General features: G+C 49.5%; 17 protein-coding genes. All 17 read right to left on the bottom strand.

Going from position 1 to position 17,026, the window contains the following annotated elements; all coding sequences use genetic code 11:
- Positions 1-21: 21 nt before the first annotated feature.
- Entirely contained in the window at positions 22-1,050 is a 1,029-nt protein-coding gene (gene fliM, locus NY07_RS17660) for a flagellar motor switch protein FliM (RefSeq protein WP_033540685.1), read from the bottom strand.
- A 41-nt stretch (positions 1,051-1,091) separates the two neighbouring features.
- Complete coding sequence (gene fliL / locus NY07_RS17665; protein ID WP_033540686.1) at positions 1,092-1,613, bottom strand: flagellar basal body-associated protein FliL; 522 nt, start codon at positions 1,611-1,613, stop codon at positions 1,092-1,094.
- A gap of 88 nt (positions 1,614-1,701) precedes the next feature.
- Positions 1,702-3,387, bottom strand: coding sequence for a flagellar hook-length control protein FliK (locus tag NY07_RS19075; RefSeq protein ID WP_052125886.1), 1,686 nt, complete (start codon positions 3,385-3,387; stop codon positions 1,702-1,704).
- Positions 3,388-3,577: 190 nt separating this feature from the next.
- Entirely contained in the window at positions 3,578-4,024 is a 447-nt protein-coding gene (fliJ, locus tag NY07_RS17675) for a flagellar export protein FliJ (RefSeq protein WP_033540687.1), read from the bottom strand.
- 29 nt (positions 4,025-4,053) lie between these two features.
- Positions 4,054-5,394 carry a flagellar protein export ATPase FliI gene (gene fliI, locus NY07_RS17680; RefSeq protein WP_033540688.1) on the bottom strand — a complete coding sequence of 447 codons (1,341 nt, stop codon included), beginning with the start codon at positions 5,392-5,394 and terminating at the stop codon, positions 4,054-4,056.
- Positions 5,366-6,325: a flagellar assembly protein FliH gene (gene fliH, locus NY07_RS17685; protein ID WP_033540689.1), complete on the bottom strand. Its 960-nt coding sequence runs from the start codon at positions 6,323-6,325 to the stop codon at positions 5,366-5,368. Before fliH ends, fliI begins: the two co-directional genes overlap by 29 nt.
- Positions 6,325-7,368: a flagellar motor switch protein FliG gene (fliG, locus tag NY07_RS17690; protein WP_033540690.1), complete on the bottom strand. Its 1,044-nt coding sequence runs from the start codon at positions 7,366-7,368 to the stop codon at positions 6,325-6,327. The genes fliH and fliG overlap by 1 nt, the downstream gene beginning before the upstream one ends.
- On the bottom strand, positions 7,361-9,055 hold the full coding sequence (fliF, locus tag NY07_RS17695) for a flagellar basal-body MS-ring/collar protein FliF (RefSeq protein ID WP_033540691.1): 1,695 nt from the start codon (positions 9,053-9,055) through the stop codon (positions 7,361-7,363). Before fliF ends, fliG begins: the two co-directional genes overlap by 8 nt.
- 64 nt (positions 9,056-9,119) lie before the next feature.
- Positions 9,120-9,452: a flagellar hook-basal body complex protein FliE gene (gene fliE / locus NY07_RS17700; protein ID WP_033540692.1), complete on the bottom strand. Its 333-nt coding sequence runs from the start codon at positions 9,450-9,452 to the stop codon at positions 9,120-9,122.
- A gap of 262 nt (positions 9,453-9,714) precedes the next feature.
- Positions 9,715-11,061 carry a sigma-54-dependent transcriptional regulator gene (locus tag NY07_RS17705; RefSeq protein WP_033540693.1) on the bottom strand — a complete coding sequence of 449 codons (1,347 nt, stop codon included), beginning with the start codon at positions 11,059-11,061 and terminating at the stop codon, positions 9,715-9,717.
- Positions 11,054-12,079, bottom strand: coding sequence for a sensor histidine kinase (locus tag NY07_RS17710; protein WP_235363971.1), 1,026 nt, complete (start codon positions 12,077-12,079; stop codon positions 11,054-11,056). Before NY07_RS17710 ends, NY07_RS17705 begins: the two co-directional genes overlap by 8 nt.
- Before the next feature lie 205 nt (positions 12,080-12,284).
- Positions 12,285-13,718, bottom strand: coding sequence for a sigma-54 dependent transcriptional regulator (locus NY07_RS17715; RefSeq protein WP_033540695.1), 1,434 nt, complete (start codon positions 13,716-13,718; stop codon positions 12,285-12,287).
- Positions 13,719-13,984: 266 nt separating this feature from the next.
- Positions 13,985-14,395, bottom strand: a complete 411-nt coding sequence (fliS, locus tag NY07_RS17720; protein WP_033540696.1) for a flagellar export chaperone FliS — start codon at positions 14,393-14,395, stop codon at positions 13,985-13,987.
- Positions 14,396-14,403: 8 nt separating this feature from the next.
- On the bottom strand, positions 14,404-14,736 hold the full coding sequence (locus NY07_RS17725; RefSeq protein WP_140946915.1) for a flagella biosynthesis chaperone for FliD, FliT: 333 nt from the start codon (positions 14,734-14,736) through the stop codon (positions 14,404-14,406).
- A 133-nt stretch (positions 14,737-14,869) separates the two neighbouring features.
- The gene (gene fliD / locus NY07_RS17730; RefSeq protein WP_033540698.1) at positions 14,870-16,237 is read right to left on the bottom strand and encodes a flagellar filament capping protein FliD; all 1,368 of its coding nucleotides are present in this window, start codon (positions 16,235-16,237) and stop codon (positions 14,870-14,872) included.
- Positions 16,238-16,248: 11 nt separating this feature from the next.
- Positions 16,249-16,644, bottom strand: a complete 396-nt coding sequence (locus NY07_RS17735; protein ID WP_033540699.1) for a flagellar protein FlaG — start codon at positions 16,642-16,644, stop codon at positions 16,249-16,251.
- A 158-nt stretch (positions 16,645-16,802) separates the two neighbouring features.
- Positions 16,803-17,026 (bottom strand): flagellin (locus tag NY07_RS17740; protein ID WP_268747585.1); only part of this gene is annotated, 224 nt, incomplete at its 5' end.

The following is a 17,026-nucleotide window of genomic DNA, read 5'->3' on the forward strand; positions in this document are numbered from 1 at the left end:
TTTTTACCTTAAACGCTTTGGTTAAATATTGTTGAGATCCCGAGACTTACTCTTCTTAGTCACCAGTTGTAACTCTGTCTTTACCGTCTCAGGTCTTGGAATTTTCTCACGGATATTGAGTGCCAAATTCTCTCGTGAACGCCCAAGCTTACAGCGGTAGGTCGGCAAATCCTCTACCCGCAGCACGATATATTCGGGCATCTCCACCGGAATAATGTCACCCGCCTTAAAGTTCATCACCTCTTTTAGCGAGATCTGTTTCTCAACTATGGTGGCGTCAAGCCCCACTTCGACATCCATGATCTCATCTTTAAGGGCCTGGGACCAACGCATGTCGGTGTCTTGGGTATCGCTTTGTACCCCGGCATCGAGCAGTTCACGGATTGGCTCTATCATGGAATACGGCATGGTGATATGGAAATCGCCGCCACCACCATCGACCTCAATGTGGAACGAACTTACTACTACCACCTCTGTCGGACTCACTATGTTAGCCATGGCGGGGTTGACCTCAGAGTCTAGGTAATCAAACTCCACGTCCATCACTGGCGCCCAGGCTTCTTTATAATCTTCGAAGATAATCTTCAGCAGCAGCTGAACGATACGTCGCTCAGTCGGGGTAAACTCGCGCCCTTCAATCTTGGCATGAAAACGGCCATCGCCGCCGAAAAAGTTATCCACCAAGATAAACACCAAACGGGCTTCCATGGTGATAAGTGCCGTGCCTTTTAAGGGACTAAAACGCACCATGTTTAGGCTGGTCGGCACAAACAGCGTATGTACGTATTCGCCAAACTTGAGCATCTGCACGCCGTTAATCGACACCTCGGCAGCGCGGCGCATCATGTTAAACATGCTGATCCTCAGATGACGCGCGAAGCGTTCGTTGACGATCTCCAGCGTCGGCATGCGCCCACGGACAATACGATCTTGTGACGAAAAGTCGTAAGAGCGGGCATCTAAAGCGGAATCGCTTAGCTCTTCCTCTTCGACATCGTCGACACCATGAAGCAGCGCATCAATTTCGTCTTGGCTTAATAGATCACTCACAATATCGTCCTATCATACTTATTACCCTCGATGGCGCCGGCTTATTGCATTACAAAACCGGTAAAGAGCACCTTTTCAACCACTTTACGCCCGGTCACCGGCTGCAAGGTATTTTGTACATTCAGCAAAGCCAGTTGACGAAGCTCATCTTTACCCGCTAGGGAACTGAGTTTCTGCACGTCGGCACTACTAAAGGTAGTCAGCAGCGCATCTTCAATCAGCGGAATATGTTTCTTAATCAAAACATCGTCGTCCGAACCACGTACCATGAGCTGCACCTTGATCTCCACCAAACGCGAGCGATTCTGCCCCGGCAGATTAAACAAAAATGGTCTGGGCATCCCCACATAGAAGGCTTCGCGGTTATTGACAGGCTCACTCTGCTCAGTTTGCTCGCCTTCGGCGCCCACCTCTTCACTGGGCTCACTACCCGAAAACATAAACCAGGCACCAACAGCCAATAAGATCACTAACACTGCACCGATCGCGGCGAAGATAATGAGCTTTTTCTTGCTCTTGGGCTCTACATTTTCTTCAAGTTCTAACGATTCTTCTTCAGCCATCTCTTATCCCTATAACACGCTGCATCGTCATGATTTTTTAGCGCATATCAAACGATTGAGCAATCATCTCTGCCTATAGGTTACCTGCTTATGCGTAATAATCTATACCCGAACGGTAACTTGTTGCGTTATTCGACGCTAGCAGGCTTTCTTCTGCCGAAATTTCATCCATATCAGATAAACCTTGGCCTGAAGCTTCCCCCTGCTCTGAACCATCACCTTGCTCTTGGCCACCTTGGGAGACGTTACTATCGGTCAGTTGCATCCCTTGCTCGGCAAGCATCTCGCGTAAACGGGGAATAGCCTGTTCGACCAATTCCCGAGTCTGGGTCTGGGTCACATGAAATTGCACCTGAGTATGCTCACCCTGTACCTGCACCCTCACCATCATATGCCCAAGCTCTGGAGGATCGAGCCTGATCTCTGCCTGTTGCACCCCTTGACTCACCATGGCCACCAACTGCTGCCGCATCACAGGAGAGAACTTTTGAATCATCTCCTGCATCTGCGCGGCAGGCTCACCCTGGGGTTTGATGGATAGCTGGTACTGAGGCGCACTCTCGGCCCTGAGCCCTGTTAAGGACTGAGCAGAAATGAGCCCTGATTTATCCAAACCAGAGATATCAGAGCCCTCGCCCGCTTTAGGTGTCATACTCACCGCGAGATTGGCATCCTTTAGCGCATCGACTGCGGCCTTGGTGCCGTGAGTCTGCATAGAAGTCGCCGCGATAAACTCAGTCTGACGACTCTGCTCTGCGCTTGGTTTCATCTCTGGCTTTGCATCAGCCAATATAGATTGCGCCTCTTTACCAGCGGCAAGACCCGCAGCAAAGGTTTTTTCCTGCCCTGCTAAGTCACCTTGTTGCGAACTCGGCGCGATGGAAACAGTACCAGATTGCACACTATTGGCTGCCAAATACTGTTTTGCTTGAGCAATCAGAGCTTTAGTATCCTGCTGAACGCTTGTCAGTGCATTATCATTCTGGCTAGCTGTGCTCTGATACGCAGCGCTTTGGCCATTAGCGGCCTGTGAACCAAGACCTTCAATACCATGAATAATGGCTTGTAGCATCTGCGGCGGCAAGGCGATTAACTCCTCCTTGGTCAATCCGCTTTGCGCCATGATCTGATCGAGTGAAGCCTCGGGCAACTGGGCGACTATGGCCTCGCTACCTAATGCGGCCTCACTTCCTAAGCCTTGGCCATTTAGTGTGATCACAGGTAAGATCTCGGGTGGTGTAACAATGGGAGGGACGAGCGCCACTATCTCTTTCAGCTCCCCCTCTTCCAGCTCGCCATCTCTCATCTCAAATTTATCTGCCTGCCCCTTTACTATGCTGGGCATCAGCTCATCGTCGCCAGCCATATCAGATTCACTCTCATCCGACGGCAAAATGGCGCCGCCAGCGGCAATCTCAGAGCCCGTTTCAGCATCAACGCCGAGCTTAGAGGCAAGGTCAATCTGCGCCAACACATTGGCGACATCACCACTTTCATTGGCCTTGTCCTGAGACTCATCCTGTACTTGGTCGGAACACGAACCCTTGGCGCTATTGTCCGCACCTTGGCTCAGCTCAACCTGGGTATCCGCTCCCTTTTTGGCCTGACTATGCTCAACCTCTTTTGTACTGGCTTTCGCCAAAGCCTCTGAAAAATCGTTATTTTCTGACTTTGACTCACCTACCAAACTAACATCTGACGGGTTAGGCTTTACTCCACCTTTTTCTCTGCCTGACTCGGCATTAGAGAGGAGTATTTGGGTCATCTGTGGCATGCTTCCTCCAACACTCGTCGCGGGAGCCAACATTATGCGGCTACACCTAAGCGTCAATTATTCGCTGTCGCGATAAACTCATTATCAATTACAAAGCAATAAAAATGCCAAGTTAAGCTCAGCAAGCAGGAAATAAGGGATTAGATAGGAGACTAGCACTAGAAGTTGCGCCAGGCGAAAACCAATGGGGTTAACGACTGGACTGGCGGAAAAACTGCTGCGAGGCAAATTCGTCAATCATCTTCTGTTCCTGTTTAGCCTCAAACTTTTGTTTCACTTCAGCCTTGTGACTGAGCAGGAGTTCTACCGCCTTTCGCTTTTGCTGCTTAGTCTGCCAAAACTGCTGTGCTTTCTGCCGTTGCTTGTCAGTCTCTGACACGGCAAATAACTGCTTTTCGATAGCATCATCGATCTGACGAATAAATTGATGAAATTGATGATAACTACTAGCGGCAATCACTTGCCCCTGCTGACCTTCCATCTGCTTCATATAATCGAGACGATATTGCTGCAAGGCATCAAGCTGCTGACGACATTTATTGAGCGTCAATTGTGCCGTTCTAAGCTGAATCGCCGCCTGTTCTTCGGCCTCAAGCGCCAACTTAAGCACAGTCTCCAGGGGATCATGTTTTGCCATAAGCGTTAATCTCTCCGGTCAACTTAGCGCTAGACCTGACACTGGGCACTTAACTGCCCCAACATCAAGGCACTGGAATCGAAACTGATCGCCTCTTTCATGGTTTGCCGTAGGAAGGCATTCATGGCCGGCTGCAACCGAATCGCGTTATCGATACGCGGGTCGCTGCCCTGAGTGTAGGCGCCGATGGAGATAAGATCCCGGTTCTGTTGATACAAAGAATACATCTGCTTTACTCGTCGTGTAGCTTCCAGATGCGCCTCGCTGATCACCATAGGTGCCACACGACTGATTGACGCTTCGACATCGATGGCCGGGTAATGACCCGAATCGGCCAACGTACGCGACAGTACGATATGGCCGTCGAGGATCGCCCTCGCCGCGTCGGCGATGGGATCTTGCAGATCGTCGCCTTCGGTTAATACGGTATAAAAAGCGGTAATTGAACCTTGGCCCGCGCCGCCGTTACCGGCACGCTCCACCAGCTTAGGCAATTTGGCAAAGACCGAAGGCGGATAACCTTTGGTTGCTGGCGGCTCACCAATGGCCAACGCAATCTCTCGCTGCGCCTGAGCATAGCGGGTCAGGCTGTCCATCAGAAGCAACACGTTATAGCCAAGGTCACGAAAATACTCGGCGATACGGGTCGAGGTTTCACAAGCCCTTAGCCTCATCAAGGGCGATGTATCGGCTGGCGCCGCCACCACCACGCTGCGGGCGCGGCCCTCTTCCCCCAGGATCTCTTCGATAAATTCTTTCACTTCGCGGCCACGCTCACCAACCAGCCCCACCACAATCACATCGGCTGTGGTGCCGCGAGTCATCATTCCCAGAAGCACACTCTTACCCACGCCTGAACCGGCAAACAGGCCCATACGCTGCCCTTTACCCACGGTTAACATGGCGTTGATAGCCCTCACTCCCACGTCCAAGGGCTCGCTAATGGCGCGGCGGGCCAGAGGGTTTAACATCGGAGCACGACTAGTCGCTTTCTGATCTGTGTGCAATTGCCCCAAACCATCGATTGGGGCGCCGTTGCCGTCAAGCACGCGGCCAAGCAGCCCCATACCGACATTAATTCCTGCCTGCTCACCAAGCGGGGTGACCTTGGCCCCAGGCATCACGCCATTTAGCTCTTCGATGGGCATTAGATACAGCAATTTATCGTCAAAACCTATCACCTCGGCAACAAGATCTCCTGCCATGGTGGCTATGCTACACAGACTCCCCACCGGTGCCTTGCAACCCGTCGCCTCAAGGGTGAGACCGACAACGCGCACCAGTTGACCACTGGCCTCTGGCATAAAAGGGACAACGCTATGAGTGTGTTGCCTTAGCTTATCAAGCAGTCGGCTTTGACGGGTCTTCATCTTGACTGGTCTCTTGTGGTGCATCGCTTGAAGCAGTATCGTCTGCCGGCTCGCTATCGCTTGGCTCAGTGACTGAAGGCTTCGCCCCAGACTCTGCTGAGTCCGCCTCTGGCATTTTCTCCATCGCGGCTATCTGTTGTAATCTTTGCTGCTCGAGACGCTGCTCACTCTGCACTAAACCTTCGAATACGGCTTTGATGCGATGCTCCAGCCCCATATCTATCCTGCTGCGGCTATTGCTGACGATGCACTCACCGCGGTTTAGAGTTGGATCGGACTCTAATTCCCAGTGATTCTTGGTTAATTGCGTACTCTCGTAGAGTCGCTCGACGATGGCGATATCCTCAGGGTGCAAACGCAGATGCGCCCCTTGCTCTTTAAGTGGCAAGGCATCGACCCCTTGACGCAGGGCGGTGAGAATATGCTCGGGATGTGTGTGTAGTTCGTGACCTATCACCGCCTTGGCTAAGGTCATACTGAGCTGCACCAAAGCTTGTTCTATTTCGGTATCCAGCAAGGACAAGGGCGCCGATAATTGCTGCATTATGGCTTCAAACTGGGCAACATTTTGCTGCGCCTGCGCCAATCCCGAAGCTAAACCCTGCTCTTCTCCCTGGCGATAACCTTCTTGATGCCCCTGCTCTAACCCTTGCAGTCGTCCCTCTTCGAGCCCCTGGGCAAAACCGGCCTCTTTCCCCTGGGCAAAGCCTTCTGCTTCAGCCTCGGCGCGAATCGACTCTATCTCCTCCAGGGTTGGCGGCATCACAGGCTCATCGAGCGGTTTCTTCTCTTTTTGTGCATCGAAACGCCCAAACATATTCTCTTTGGGCTCTTCGATAACTGGAGTGACATCGGGCAACTGCCAATGACTAAAATCGGCCTGGGATGAGCCACTAGTGTGCGGGGTTTTCTTATCGTCGGCATTACTCATTAGAGGAACTCATCTCCGCCGCTACCACCGAGGATGATCTCACCGGCATCACTCAAACGACGTGCAATCGATAGGATCTCTTTCTGAGCCACTTCCACTTCGCTGATCCGTATTGGCCCCATGGCCTCAAGGTCATCTTTAAGCAGCTCGGCGGCACGTTTTGACATGTTACCCAGTATCTTCTCTTTAAGTTGGTCATCGGCGCCTTTAAGCGCTTTCATCAAGACATCCTGCTGCACTTCACGCAGCAAGGTTTGAATACCCATATCGTCAACATCTGCAAGGTTTTCAAATACGAACATAAGATCTTGGATCTGCTGCGCCATCTCTTCGTCACTTTCGCGCAACGTCTCCATCAACTGACTCTCAACACCTGTGTCGAGATAGTTCATGATATTGGCCGCCGCCTTCAAGCCGCCCATCTTAGCCGCCTGTGCGCCGCCTTGACCGGCAAACTGTTTCTCCATGATGTCATTAAGCTCTTGTAGCGCTGCCGGTTGCACCTCTTCAAGGTTGGCGATACGCATCATCAAATCGAGACGGGTATTCTCTGGCGCCTGAGCAAAAATCTCGGCGGCCTGATCCGGCTCCAGATATGAGAGCACTATGGTCTGAATTTGTGGGTGTTCGTTTTGAATGATAGTCGCCACCTGACGGGCATCCATCCATTTGAGCGACTCTAGCCCCTTGGCGCCACCGCCCATGATGATCTGTTCGATCAGATTACCGGCCTTGTCTTCACCCAGGGCCGCAGTAAGGGCATTACGCACAAACTCTTCGCTGTTAAAGCCGATAGAGGAGTATTTTTGTACCTCCTCCAGAAACAGCTTGTGCACACCGATCACCTTACTTTGCCCAAAGTCTTTCATGGCGGCCATTGCCATACCCACCTTCTGAACCTGTTTAGGCTCGAGATGTTTTAGAATCGAGGCTGCATCGGCCTCACTCAGGCTAAGTAGCAGGATGGCAGTCTTCTCGATGCCTGTAAGATCTTTGGTATTGAACTCACCACTGGCTGTGTCGATCTCTTTATCATTACTCATTTTCTTGTAACCATCCCTTGACGACTTGGGTAGAGAGCTCAGGCTCATTAGCTACCAATGCACGTATCGCCTTTATCATATCATCGTCTTTATGCAGATCCGGTATCAAAATCGAGCCATCGTCGGCATAGCTGTATTCTGCATCGGGACGATTGAGCATACCCAGCGTATCGGCGGCGTATTGATCTTCAATCTCGGCCAATTCATCACCCAGTGTTGGTGCGTCAGGCATCTTCTGTCCATCTGGGTAGATGAGACGCTTCAGCATTGGCCTCACGACGAAGAGGATAAGCGCCAGAATGATTAAGCCGCCCATCACCAGTTTGATCGCTCGCCAGAACCAAGGCTCTTCGTAGATAGCAAGCGCAGGCGCTTCTTCGACCAGCTGATCCATAAAGGGCACTGTCACAACCTCAATCATGTCACCGCGCTGGGTATTGAAGCCCACAGCGCCTTCAAGCAGGCGACGAATATTGCTCAGCTCCTGCTCGGTACGGGCAACGCGCGTCACCTGACCATCTTCTCCAGCAGGCCCAGTCTTGAAGTCGACCGCCACCGAGACGCTCACACGTCTAACCACACCTATCTGCTGACGGGTATGGCTAATGGTGGTGTCTAACTCATAGTTTCGAGTTGCCTCTTTATGACTGGATCCTGGCAGAATTTTTTCCTGAGAGCTTCCAGTGGCTTGCTGAGGAATATTGGCTTCCATCGGCGGCTGATTGCTCAGCGCTCCGGCAATACCGCCAGTGCTGGCGCCGGTTGAGTTATTCTCCACCGTCATTTCACTGCGTACTGCAGGAAGGTCAGGGTTATAACGCTTGGCGGTCTGCTCGACGGCAGTGAAGTCCATATTGACATCCACCTGAGCGGTAAAGTTTTCTGGCCCCAAAATAGGCATCAAAATCGATTCAACTTTGTTGCGATACTCGGCTTCCTTTTGCTGTACTAGCTCAAGTTCGCGGCGCGCTCGGGCGGATACTGCCGTCTGACTCCCTGAGTTTAGCAAGCGACCGTTAGAATCGGTCACGGTCACACGGGTCGGCTCCAGGCCATGAACGGCTGAAGCTACGATATCAACAATCGAGTCAACCTCTTCTTGACCTAATCCACCGCGACGGGCATTGACGACTACAGTTGCGCTTGGCTTAGAACGATTACGGGCAAAAACATTTTCTTTGGGAATCGCCAGGATCACCTTGGCGCGGCTGACACTCTTAAGCTCTTCGATAGTGCGCGCCAGATTTTGCTCCTGACTGTTCTTCAGTCTCGCCGCTTCCATCCGCTGGCTAACGCCAAAACCACTGTCTTTAGTAAGAAAATCATCACGGCCAGGCGAGTTGTCGATGCCTGCGCGGCTGAGCATCATCTTGACGTCTTGATACTGATCTTCAGGCACCTTAAGCACATCGACGTCAATTTGGTAATTGACTTTGTTCTTGTCCAGCACATCAAGTACCTGCACCATCTCTTGGGTATCCATCTTGCCCAGTGGACGGTATTCAGGCTCCTGTGCCCACAGCATGACGAAAACTGCCAATGCTAAACAGATAGCCAGCGCCAGGATCATGGTGATCTGCCTAAGCATATCGACACCGCCAAACATGCCGCCGCTTGGCTTATGCTCTTCTTGTACGCCGCCAGCCAACATATCCTGTGCTGTGCCAGCGCCTGTTCCGACTACCATATCTGTACTCACGATAAATACCTGCTGTTTTGAATCATCTTAGGGTGATAGTCACCAGCCATGCCTAGACAGGCATACTCATGATCTCTTTATAGGCTTCGACCAACTTATTACGCACCTGAACGGTCGCTTCAAAGGCAACGCTGGACTTTTCGCGAGCGATAACGGTATCAGACAAGGTCACACGAGTGTCCCCCATGTCGAGACGTGTCTGTAACGAGGAAGAGGCTGCCTGCAGGGCATTAACGTTTCCGACAGCCTGCGACAGCAAGTTACCGAAGTCACTGCCACTGGTATTAGCCACTTGTTGAGTGATATTGGGCATGATCGCACCAGGCTTAATCTCGCCTGTGAGTGACTGCATCTCTTGCAGTAATGAATTGGCACCTATCTGCATATTGGCCTCCGCTATCGTCGTGAATTTGACGAAATCTATTCTTATTCAGTCCAATGCAATATGTTTGCCAAAAATGGAAATAGCGTGACGCCAGCAGCTTTAAACAAGGGCATAGGCGAGAATGAAAGAGACAATGAGGAGAGAAATAGAGAAATAGAGAAATAGAGAAATAGAGAAATAGAGAAAATGATGGGCAACAAGAAAAGCGAAATGCAGGCACTAGTGAGCATTTCGCTTTTCTCTTTTTACGCTTTTATCGACTTCATGCGGGGATCTGAATCCCCATATCGCGCATTCGCGCCATCTTATACCTTAACGTCCTGGCGCTGATCCCCAGCTTTTCAGCCACCTGCTTACGACTGCCATTACACTGGTTAAGAGTTTCAAGAATGATCACATGCTCTTGGGCCTTAAGCTCATCCCCGAGACCATCGGGCTCAGTTTGCTTATGCTCACTGTCACTCAGTGGTTCCAGCATCACATCCTGTGTATCGATAATGATATCCTTGGCACTAATGGCATCACCTGACTGTAAAATCAGCGCGCGCTGTACCACGTTATCCAGTTCACGTACGTTGCCAGGCCACCTATGTCCTAACAAGCGCCGACACGCCTGATCGTCCAAGGTTGGTGCCTGCGCTAGACCCGCCGTTTTAGCATGACGCAACACTAAGTGCCGCGCTAAAGGTAAAATATCGGCCGGACGTTGATGCAGAGCCGGCCAAGTCAACGGGAATACATTGATGCGATAATAGAGATCTTCCCTAAAATCTCCTTTAGTGGCCATCGACTTGAGATCTCGGTTCGACGTTGCCAAAACGCGCACATCGAGCTTAATGGTCTTACGCCCACCGAGTCGCTCAACTTCACGCTCTTGCAACACACGCAGCAATTTGGCTTGCAACCCCAGATCCATCTCTGAGATCTCATCGAGCAGCAAGGTGCCACCCTGAGCCTGTTCAAATTTACCCGGACACGCCTGATAAGCCCCGGTAAAGGCGCCTTTCTCATAACCAAATAGCGTGGCTTCTAGCATATTCTCTGGGATCGCGGCGCAGTTTATCGCCACAAACGGCTGCTCAGCCCTTTGACTGTGCTGATGTATGTAGCGTGCAAGTACCTCTTTACCCGAGCCACTTGGTCCCATGATCATCACAGAAGCATCGGACTGAGCCACTTTCTGCGCCAACGAGAGTAGCGCCAGACTGCGCTCATCGGCGACCACGGGTTGATCCTCAATGAGTTTAGGCTTGAGGTAACGAGAGACCTGATTAAGCAGCACCTCTGGTGCAAAGGGTTTGGCGAGATAATCCACCGCCCCTAATTTAATTGCGCTGACGGCGCTGTCTATGGTCGCATAGGCTGTCATGAGCAAGATGGGGATCTGTGAGCAGTGCTGCTGCAGGTAAGCCACTAAACCCAGGCCACCTATGCCTTCCATCTGCACATCACTGATCACCATATCGAAATCGTGCCCCTTGAGCGCGATTATCGCCGCTTCGGCCGACTCGACATCGACACATTCATATTGAGCAAGTAACAGAGTATCCACTAATGCTTCGCGCAACGAAGCATCATCTTCAACGAGTAGTATCTTGGCTTCAGCCATGGCTCACCTCCGGGGTCGACTCGGCTTGGACCGCTGGCAAATTAAATGAGGCGCGGCATCCCTTCCCCGCAATACAATTAAGCTGTAGGCGCCCTTGGTGGTTAGCAACCACAGTTTGCACAACCGCCAAGCCAAGACCTGTACCTTGCGCCTTGGTCGTGAAGAAAGGCTCAAGCACCTTCTCCTGCATTGCAGTGTCTAACCCTTTTCCGTTATCGACGACTTCAAAGGCTATCGCCTGCCCATCATCGACGGCATTTAGCCATACCTGACTGGCACCGGCTTCTATGGCATTGATCACCAAATTGTTAATCGCTGAGCTAAGCGCGGCAGGATTAGCTTTAAATAACTGAGTCGATGCAAGATTTAAATGCAACTGACAAGATTTTCGCTCGGCAATGGGCTCGCAGTTTGCCATCACAGGGCCCATGACTTGCTGCATATCACAGACCTCGCTCAACTCCTGCTGACGCCCCTTGGCCATCAGCAACATATCATCTACCTGCTGTGACAACTCGTTGAGCCTATCAATCAACTTACCTTGGAAACGTTCTCTGGCCGGTTGTGCCAAACTAGGACTTCCGAGATTAGCCGCATATAACAGCGCCGCCGATAAAGGCGTGCGAACTTGATGAGCTAAACTGGCCACCATTTTGCCAAGAGCTGAGAGTCGCTGCAGATGGGAGAGATTTTTTTGTAGCAAGCGGGTTTCGGTCAAGTCTGTCAAAACAATAAGCTGACCGGGTTCTGGCGTTAGTGGGGTGATAGCCAGCTTAACTCGGCGACCATTTTTCAATGATACCTCGTGGCCATCATCATCCTGTGGAGAAAAGGCGCGATTGATGATCTGCAACCAGCGCATTCCAGTTAAGGGCTGTCCCAACAGTTGCACGGCGACAGGATTAGCATCGGTAACCACACCATCCCCATTGATGATCACTACGCCTGAAGGCATGGCCTGTAAGATATGCTCCATGCGACTGGACATAGCATCATTGGCAACGACACCGGCGACCATAGAAGGTCCCCGTGTTGCCTGCGCCTGTGCTGAATATGCCACCTTGGGATTTGCGGCCATAACCACTCCGTCAATAAATTGCTGCTAACGGAGTGAATGCAGATAATATGCCAATTAAAAAATCATTATTAACAAAGAATTATGGTTCAAAAACGACAAAGGCCCTGAAATGGGCCTTTGTTTATTGCGTTGCGGCGAACTGGAATTAATCTTTACTCATGCCGTACTTACGCATCTTCTCAACCAGCGTGGTGCGGCGGATACCAAGCATTTCTGCAGCGCGGGCAACGACGTTGTCTTGTTGATCCAATGCCTGGCGAATCATGTCTATCTCAAGCTCTGCCAGCAGATCTTTAAGGTTAACGCCTTCCGGCGGCAACTCGCTAGGGAAACGGCTCTCTGGAATATCGACCGCTACCTCATCACTAAAGATAGACGCCAACGCATCGCGTTCCAGCTCCTCTTCGCTGACCTGCACCTGATATTCCGGCACATCGATATGGCGGTATTTCAACGGCAGATCGTTCACATCGACCAAGCCACCTGGATAAAGGATCGTAAGACGCTCAACCAAGTTAGACAACTCACGCACATTACCCGACCAGCTATGTTCTTTAAGTGACTCAATAGCCCGCTGGGTAAAACGCACCTTGCCACGACCTTCGTTGTAGACGCGGCTGACTAACTCTTGCAACAGTAATGGAATATCGTCTTTACGCTCACACAGAGCCGGCATCTCTACTGGGAAGACATTGAGGCGATAGAAGAGATCTTCTCTAAACTCGCCATTGGCGATCATGGTCTCTAGCTCTCTGTGGGTCGCGGCGATAACACGCACATTGGTATGTATGGGCTTACTGCCACCAACCCTTTCAAACACGCGCTCCTGCAAGACCCGAAGCAGCTTAACCTGCATCTGCAGCGGCATATCGCCTATCTCATCGAGAAATAGGGTGCCGCCTTCGGCAAGTTCAAAACGCCCCTTACGGGCGCTGATAGCGCCAGTAAACGAGCCCTTCTCATGACCAAATAGCTCACTTTCCAGCAGCTCTGGCGGTATAGCACCACAGTTCACCGGAATAAATGGGCCATCGCGGCGATCAGAAATATAATGAATATTACGGGCAACAACCTCTTTTCCCGTACCAGACTGACCTAAAACTAATACTGTGGCATCTGAACCCGCGACCTGATTAATCAGATGGCGAACCTGAGCAATACCTTCACTGCGGCCCACTAAGCTACGAAATAACTTGGTCTGATTACCACTGGTTGGCACATCGGGACGTTTGGTGTGCACAAACACCTGACAAAAATGCAATAACTCTGTCAGCTGGGGATAGTTCAGCGGCTCTTCGATACAACCTAAAATATTACTTGCTGAGACATCACCGTTAGCACCCAGCAATAAAATCGGCTGCCAAGGCATGGAAGTAGCAATAGATTGCAACAAGGTCTTAGACTGAGCCTCTTGTGCAATGACAAGCGCTCTATAGCGGGTATTCGACATTCGAGATTCGAGTTTATCGACAGGAAGCAATTCGACTTGCTCACCAAGAAACTCAAAAACACAAGATAAGCGATTAATTCGCTCTGACTGATTACCGACAAGTAGAATTCGTTGATCTGTATGCATCATTTAAGAAGGCCGTAAAGCACTCAGTGTTATTCGCATTAATTATTAGTGTTAGTTGCTTCGAAAGCGAGATAATCGTTTTAATTCAATTTTGCAAAAAACGACTATCACACGGAATAGTGTATTATCAGCAGCATATTAGCAAGTATCAGATTCATTTTCTGACAAACTCATCTGATTTTAGAGCAAATTCTCAACGTATCAAGCAACAGGCGCCAATCAATTGACGCCTGCCAAAAAGTTATTGTTCAGAAAGGTTGTGACTAAGGCTAAATTGCTTCTGTGTGCGATGCCAAATGATGCTCATTTTGAGGAATCGCATCCCAACCTTCTTTGATGGTTTTAAGCAGTGCGACCACATCGTCTATGGCCTTAACATCATTGTTAACATTAGCCTCAGACAAACGTACCAGCATATAGTCGTAGAGCTGTGAAAGATTTACGGCAACATCACCTTCAGTATCCATATTTAGGCTGCCATTCAGACCATTTACAATGCCAATGGCCTTACCTATCAATAAACCTCGCTGAGCCACATCGTCCTGCTCGATGGCGCATTTCGCTTGGGCTAAACGCTCTATCGCACCAGCCAACAACATTTGAATAACGCGATGCGGTGAAGCAACACTTAAATCACTCTCCACAGAAACCTTTCGATATGATTGCATTGAACCACGCATATTTACACCTACCTATTTGATTCTATTGCTTGATAAGCCTTAATTTGGCGCCTAGCAGCAGTATTTGAATGTAATAATGACAAACGATGACTCAACACCTTTTTACTTTTAACCGTTAATCTTTGACTGAGTATAAGCTGATGTTCAAGCGCTTCTCTGTCGGTAAAGTCATCATCAGACACTAAAGCTTGCAACAGGGTTGCCCGCTTCTCTATTAATTCCTGCAATTCCTGCACCAAACTAGACGACAATTCATCTTCAGCACTCACACTGTTAATTTTATCTAAAATTAACAATGCCTTACTATTAATATCATCGAGCAGATTAATATTCTCGTTCACTCCGACCTCAACCATACATTCAATTGGTGCTAGCAGTGTTAATCGTCATGCCAATATTTCGACTCGGCTATCAGCAGGTTTGAAACGCAAATAACATCACTCTTTTACAACAAATAACATCATTCTTTTGCAACTAGTTATTTTGCTTCACCACGCCTGGCAACGAGTCTAAACGGGAAATCAACATATTCGACTGGGAGTTTAAGTTCGCAACCACCAAGTCCATCGCATTAAACTGCTTATATAATCTATCTTCATACGCAGCCATTCTGCGGTTTAACTGTTCACGACTATCTGCAATACGCGACAACTGCTCATCTAACGAACTGTCGCGCCCATCGATAATCCCTCCCGACTTCACATAAGTATCAACCAAGCTCGACATCTTGTGGGCAAGGCCGGTTTCTTCAGTGGAAAACAGTTCGGCAATAGCTGACTGATTATTTTCAATCGAATCTTTTAGTTTATCGGAATCGATTTCCAGTAAACCTTCACGAGTCGTCGTTACCCCGAAGTTAGCCAACGTCTGCATGCCATTTGAGGTGTCTACACCAGATGATACCATTCCACGTAGCTGACTCTGAATGCTTCGAGGTAAGGCATCCCCCTGTAATATACCCGCCTGCTTAGTATCGGCATTATATCCCGTGAGATCCTGAATCGTAGTCATTAACGCATTGTATGACTCAACAAAGCCTTCAATTGCAGTTTGGGTTTTAGCAGTATCCTGACTTACTGTCAGGGTTGTGGTCTTAGCAATATCGGCATCGGTTAAGGTTAGTGACACGCCTGTTATCGCATCGTCTATGCTATTGGTTTGGGATACCACCTTAACGCCGTCAATGTGCACTATGGCATTTTTAGCGGGTGTCAGCTCACTCATGGTAAAAGCATCTGAAAGCCCAGTGCCCGCACCAGTGTCGGTAGCCGTCACCGAAATGGTGTTGTCTTCACCGGTCTTTTTTGAGCCCAAAACCAGCTGAGGCCCCAACTCACCATGAATAATAGTCGCCGTCACATCTGTGTTGTCTTCGGCGTTATTAATCTTCTCCATGATATCGCTGAGGGAATCGGTATCCGAAACATCGATATTAAAGGCTGTACCACTACCGACACTAATAGATAAAGAGCCTTCACCTATAGGGGAAGTTTCATCGGCAACCACAGCTGTACCAACTTTTTGGCTTTGCGCCAGTTGCTCAACTTGTACTTGATAAACACCCGATACAGCGGTCTTATCTACACTAGCCGATAGATAATCTTTAGTTGAGGTCGCTACTTTTTGGCTACCAAAAGTTTCGGCCTTAGTTAAGGTTTCAAGTTTGCTGTTAAACTCCGACATGGCGCTTTTTAACGCCCCAATGCCTGAAATTTGGGCGTTAATCTTACCTTCGTTAACATCAAATTTAGCAATCTTGCCGGCACTCTCAGCATTAACCAATGCCGTGACGATACCGCCAATATCTAAACCTGAACCAATACCGACCGATGTTAAGCCCATAGTAACCTCTACTAGACCTCAGTTTTCATTAACAAACCCGCCACTTCATTTAGCTTTCGGGCAATCTCTAATGCTTCTTCATTGGGGATCTGACGGATCAAATCACCACTTTGTACGTCAATCACTTTGACCACTTGCAGACCTGAATCTTCATCAATATTGAAGGCTAAGCCTTTTTGCATCAAACTCATGCTCGCAGCTATATCATCAACCGCTTGATGAAGCGCCTCTGCATCAGCTTTTGATACCTGATTGACTTGGGTGACAGAACGCTCAGTATCACCAGCTGACTGAATCCCCTCATCCGCTAAGGGCTGCGACACCACCTCGGCCTTTTTATCGACCATGTGCGCTAAGCTATCTTTGCGTTGCGACGGCATCGAAGTATTTGCAAAATTAACGTCCATGATACACCTCAATCTATTATATTAAGCAATTCATAAGCCAAAATATGATAAATGGCTATTGCTGACGACTTAAATTTAAATGCGGCCCTTTTATAAGGCAAAGGGAGAGCCGTTGCCGACTCTCCCTATCCACCTACTTACTAACGGCTATCACTCGATTATAGTAGTGACAATGCTGTTTGTGGGATCTGGTTAGCTTGTGCCAACATGGCAGACGAAGTCTGAGACAGAATCTGTTGCTTAGTCAGCTGAGCGGTTTCACTCGCAAAGTCCACATCCTGAATTCGGCTACGTGCATCCGTTACATTGCTTTGAATATTACTCAAATTATTGATAGTGAAGTTCATGCGATTTTGCACCGCACCTAAATCCGCTCGTTGGC

The organism is Shewanella sp. ECSMB14101, from assembly GCF_000773485.1.
Lineage (GTDB): Bacteria > Pseudomonadota > Gammaproteobacteria > Enterobacterales > Shewanellaceae > Shewanella > Shewanella marisflavi.

What these genes read in the sequence shown, in the direction of transcription:
- fliE (WP_033540692.1), bottom strand. Translation starts at nt 9,452, where the DNA reads ATGCAGATAGGTGCCAATTCATTACTGCAAGAGATGCAGTCACTCACA.
- fliS (WP_033540696.1), bottom strand. Translation starts at nt 14,395, where the DNA reads ATGCGTGGTTCAATGCAATCATATCGAAAGGTTTCTGTGGAGAGTGAT.
- fliH (WP_033540689.1), bottom strand. Translation starts at nt 6,325, where the DNA reads ATGAGTAATGCCGACGATAAGAAAACCCCGCACACTAGTGGCTCATCC.
- fliJ (WP_033540687.1), bottom strand. Translation starts at nt 4,024, where the DNA reads ATGGCAAAACATGATCCCCTGGAGACTGTGCTTAAGTTGGCGCTTGAG.
- fliF (WP_033540691.1), bottom strand. Translation starts at nt 9,055, where the DNA reads ATGGTAGTCGGAACAGGCGCTGGCACAGCACAGGATATGTTGGCTGGC.
- NY07_RS17710 (WP_235363971.1), bottom strand. Translation starts at nt 12,079, where the DNA reads ATGGTCGCCGGTGTCGTTGCCAATGATGCTATGTCCAGTCGCATGGAG.
- fliG (WP_033540690.1), bottom strand. Translation starts at nt 7,368, where the DNA reads ATGAGTAATGATAAAGAGATCGACACAGCCAGTGGTGAGTTCAATACC.
- NY07_RS19075 (WP_052125886.1), bottom strand. Translation starts at nt 3,387, where the DNA reads ATGCCACAGATGACCCAAATACTCCTCTCTAATGCCGAGTCAGGCAGA.
- fliI (WP_033540688.1), bottom strand. Translation starts at nt 5,394, where the DNA reads ATGAAGACCCGTCAAAGCCGACTGCTTGATAAGCTAAGGCAACACACT.
- fliL (WP_033540686.1), bottom strand. Translation starts at nt 1,613, where the DNA reads ATGGCTGAAGAAGAATCGTTAGAACTTGAAGAAAATGTAGAGCCCAAG.
- fliD (WP_033540698.1), bottom strand. Translation starts at nt 16,237, where the DNA reads ATGGGCTTAACATCGGTCGGTATTGGTTCAGGTTTAGATATTGGCGGT.
- NY07_RS17735 (WP_033540699.1), bottom strand. Translation starts at nt 16,644, where the DNA reads ATGGACGTTAATTTTGCAAATACTTCGATGCCGTCGCAACGCAAAGAT.
- NY07_RS17705 (WP_033540693.1), bottom strand. Translation starts at nt 11,061, where the DNA reads ATGGCTGAAGCCAAGATACTACTCGTTGAAGATGATGCTTCGTTGCGC.
- NY07_RS17715 (WP_033540695.1), bottom strand. Translation starts at nt 13,718, where the DNA reads ATGATGCATACAGATCAACGAATTCTACTTGTCGGTAATCAGTCAGAG.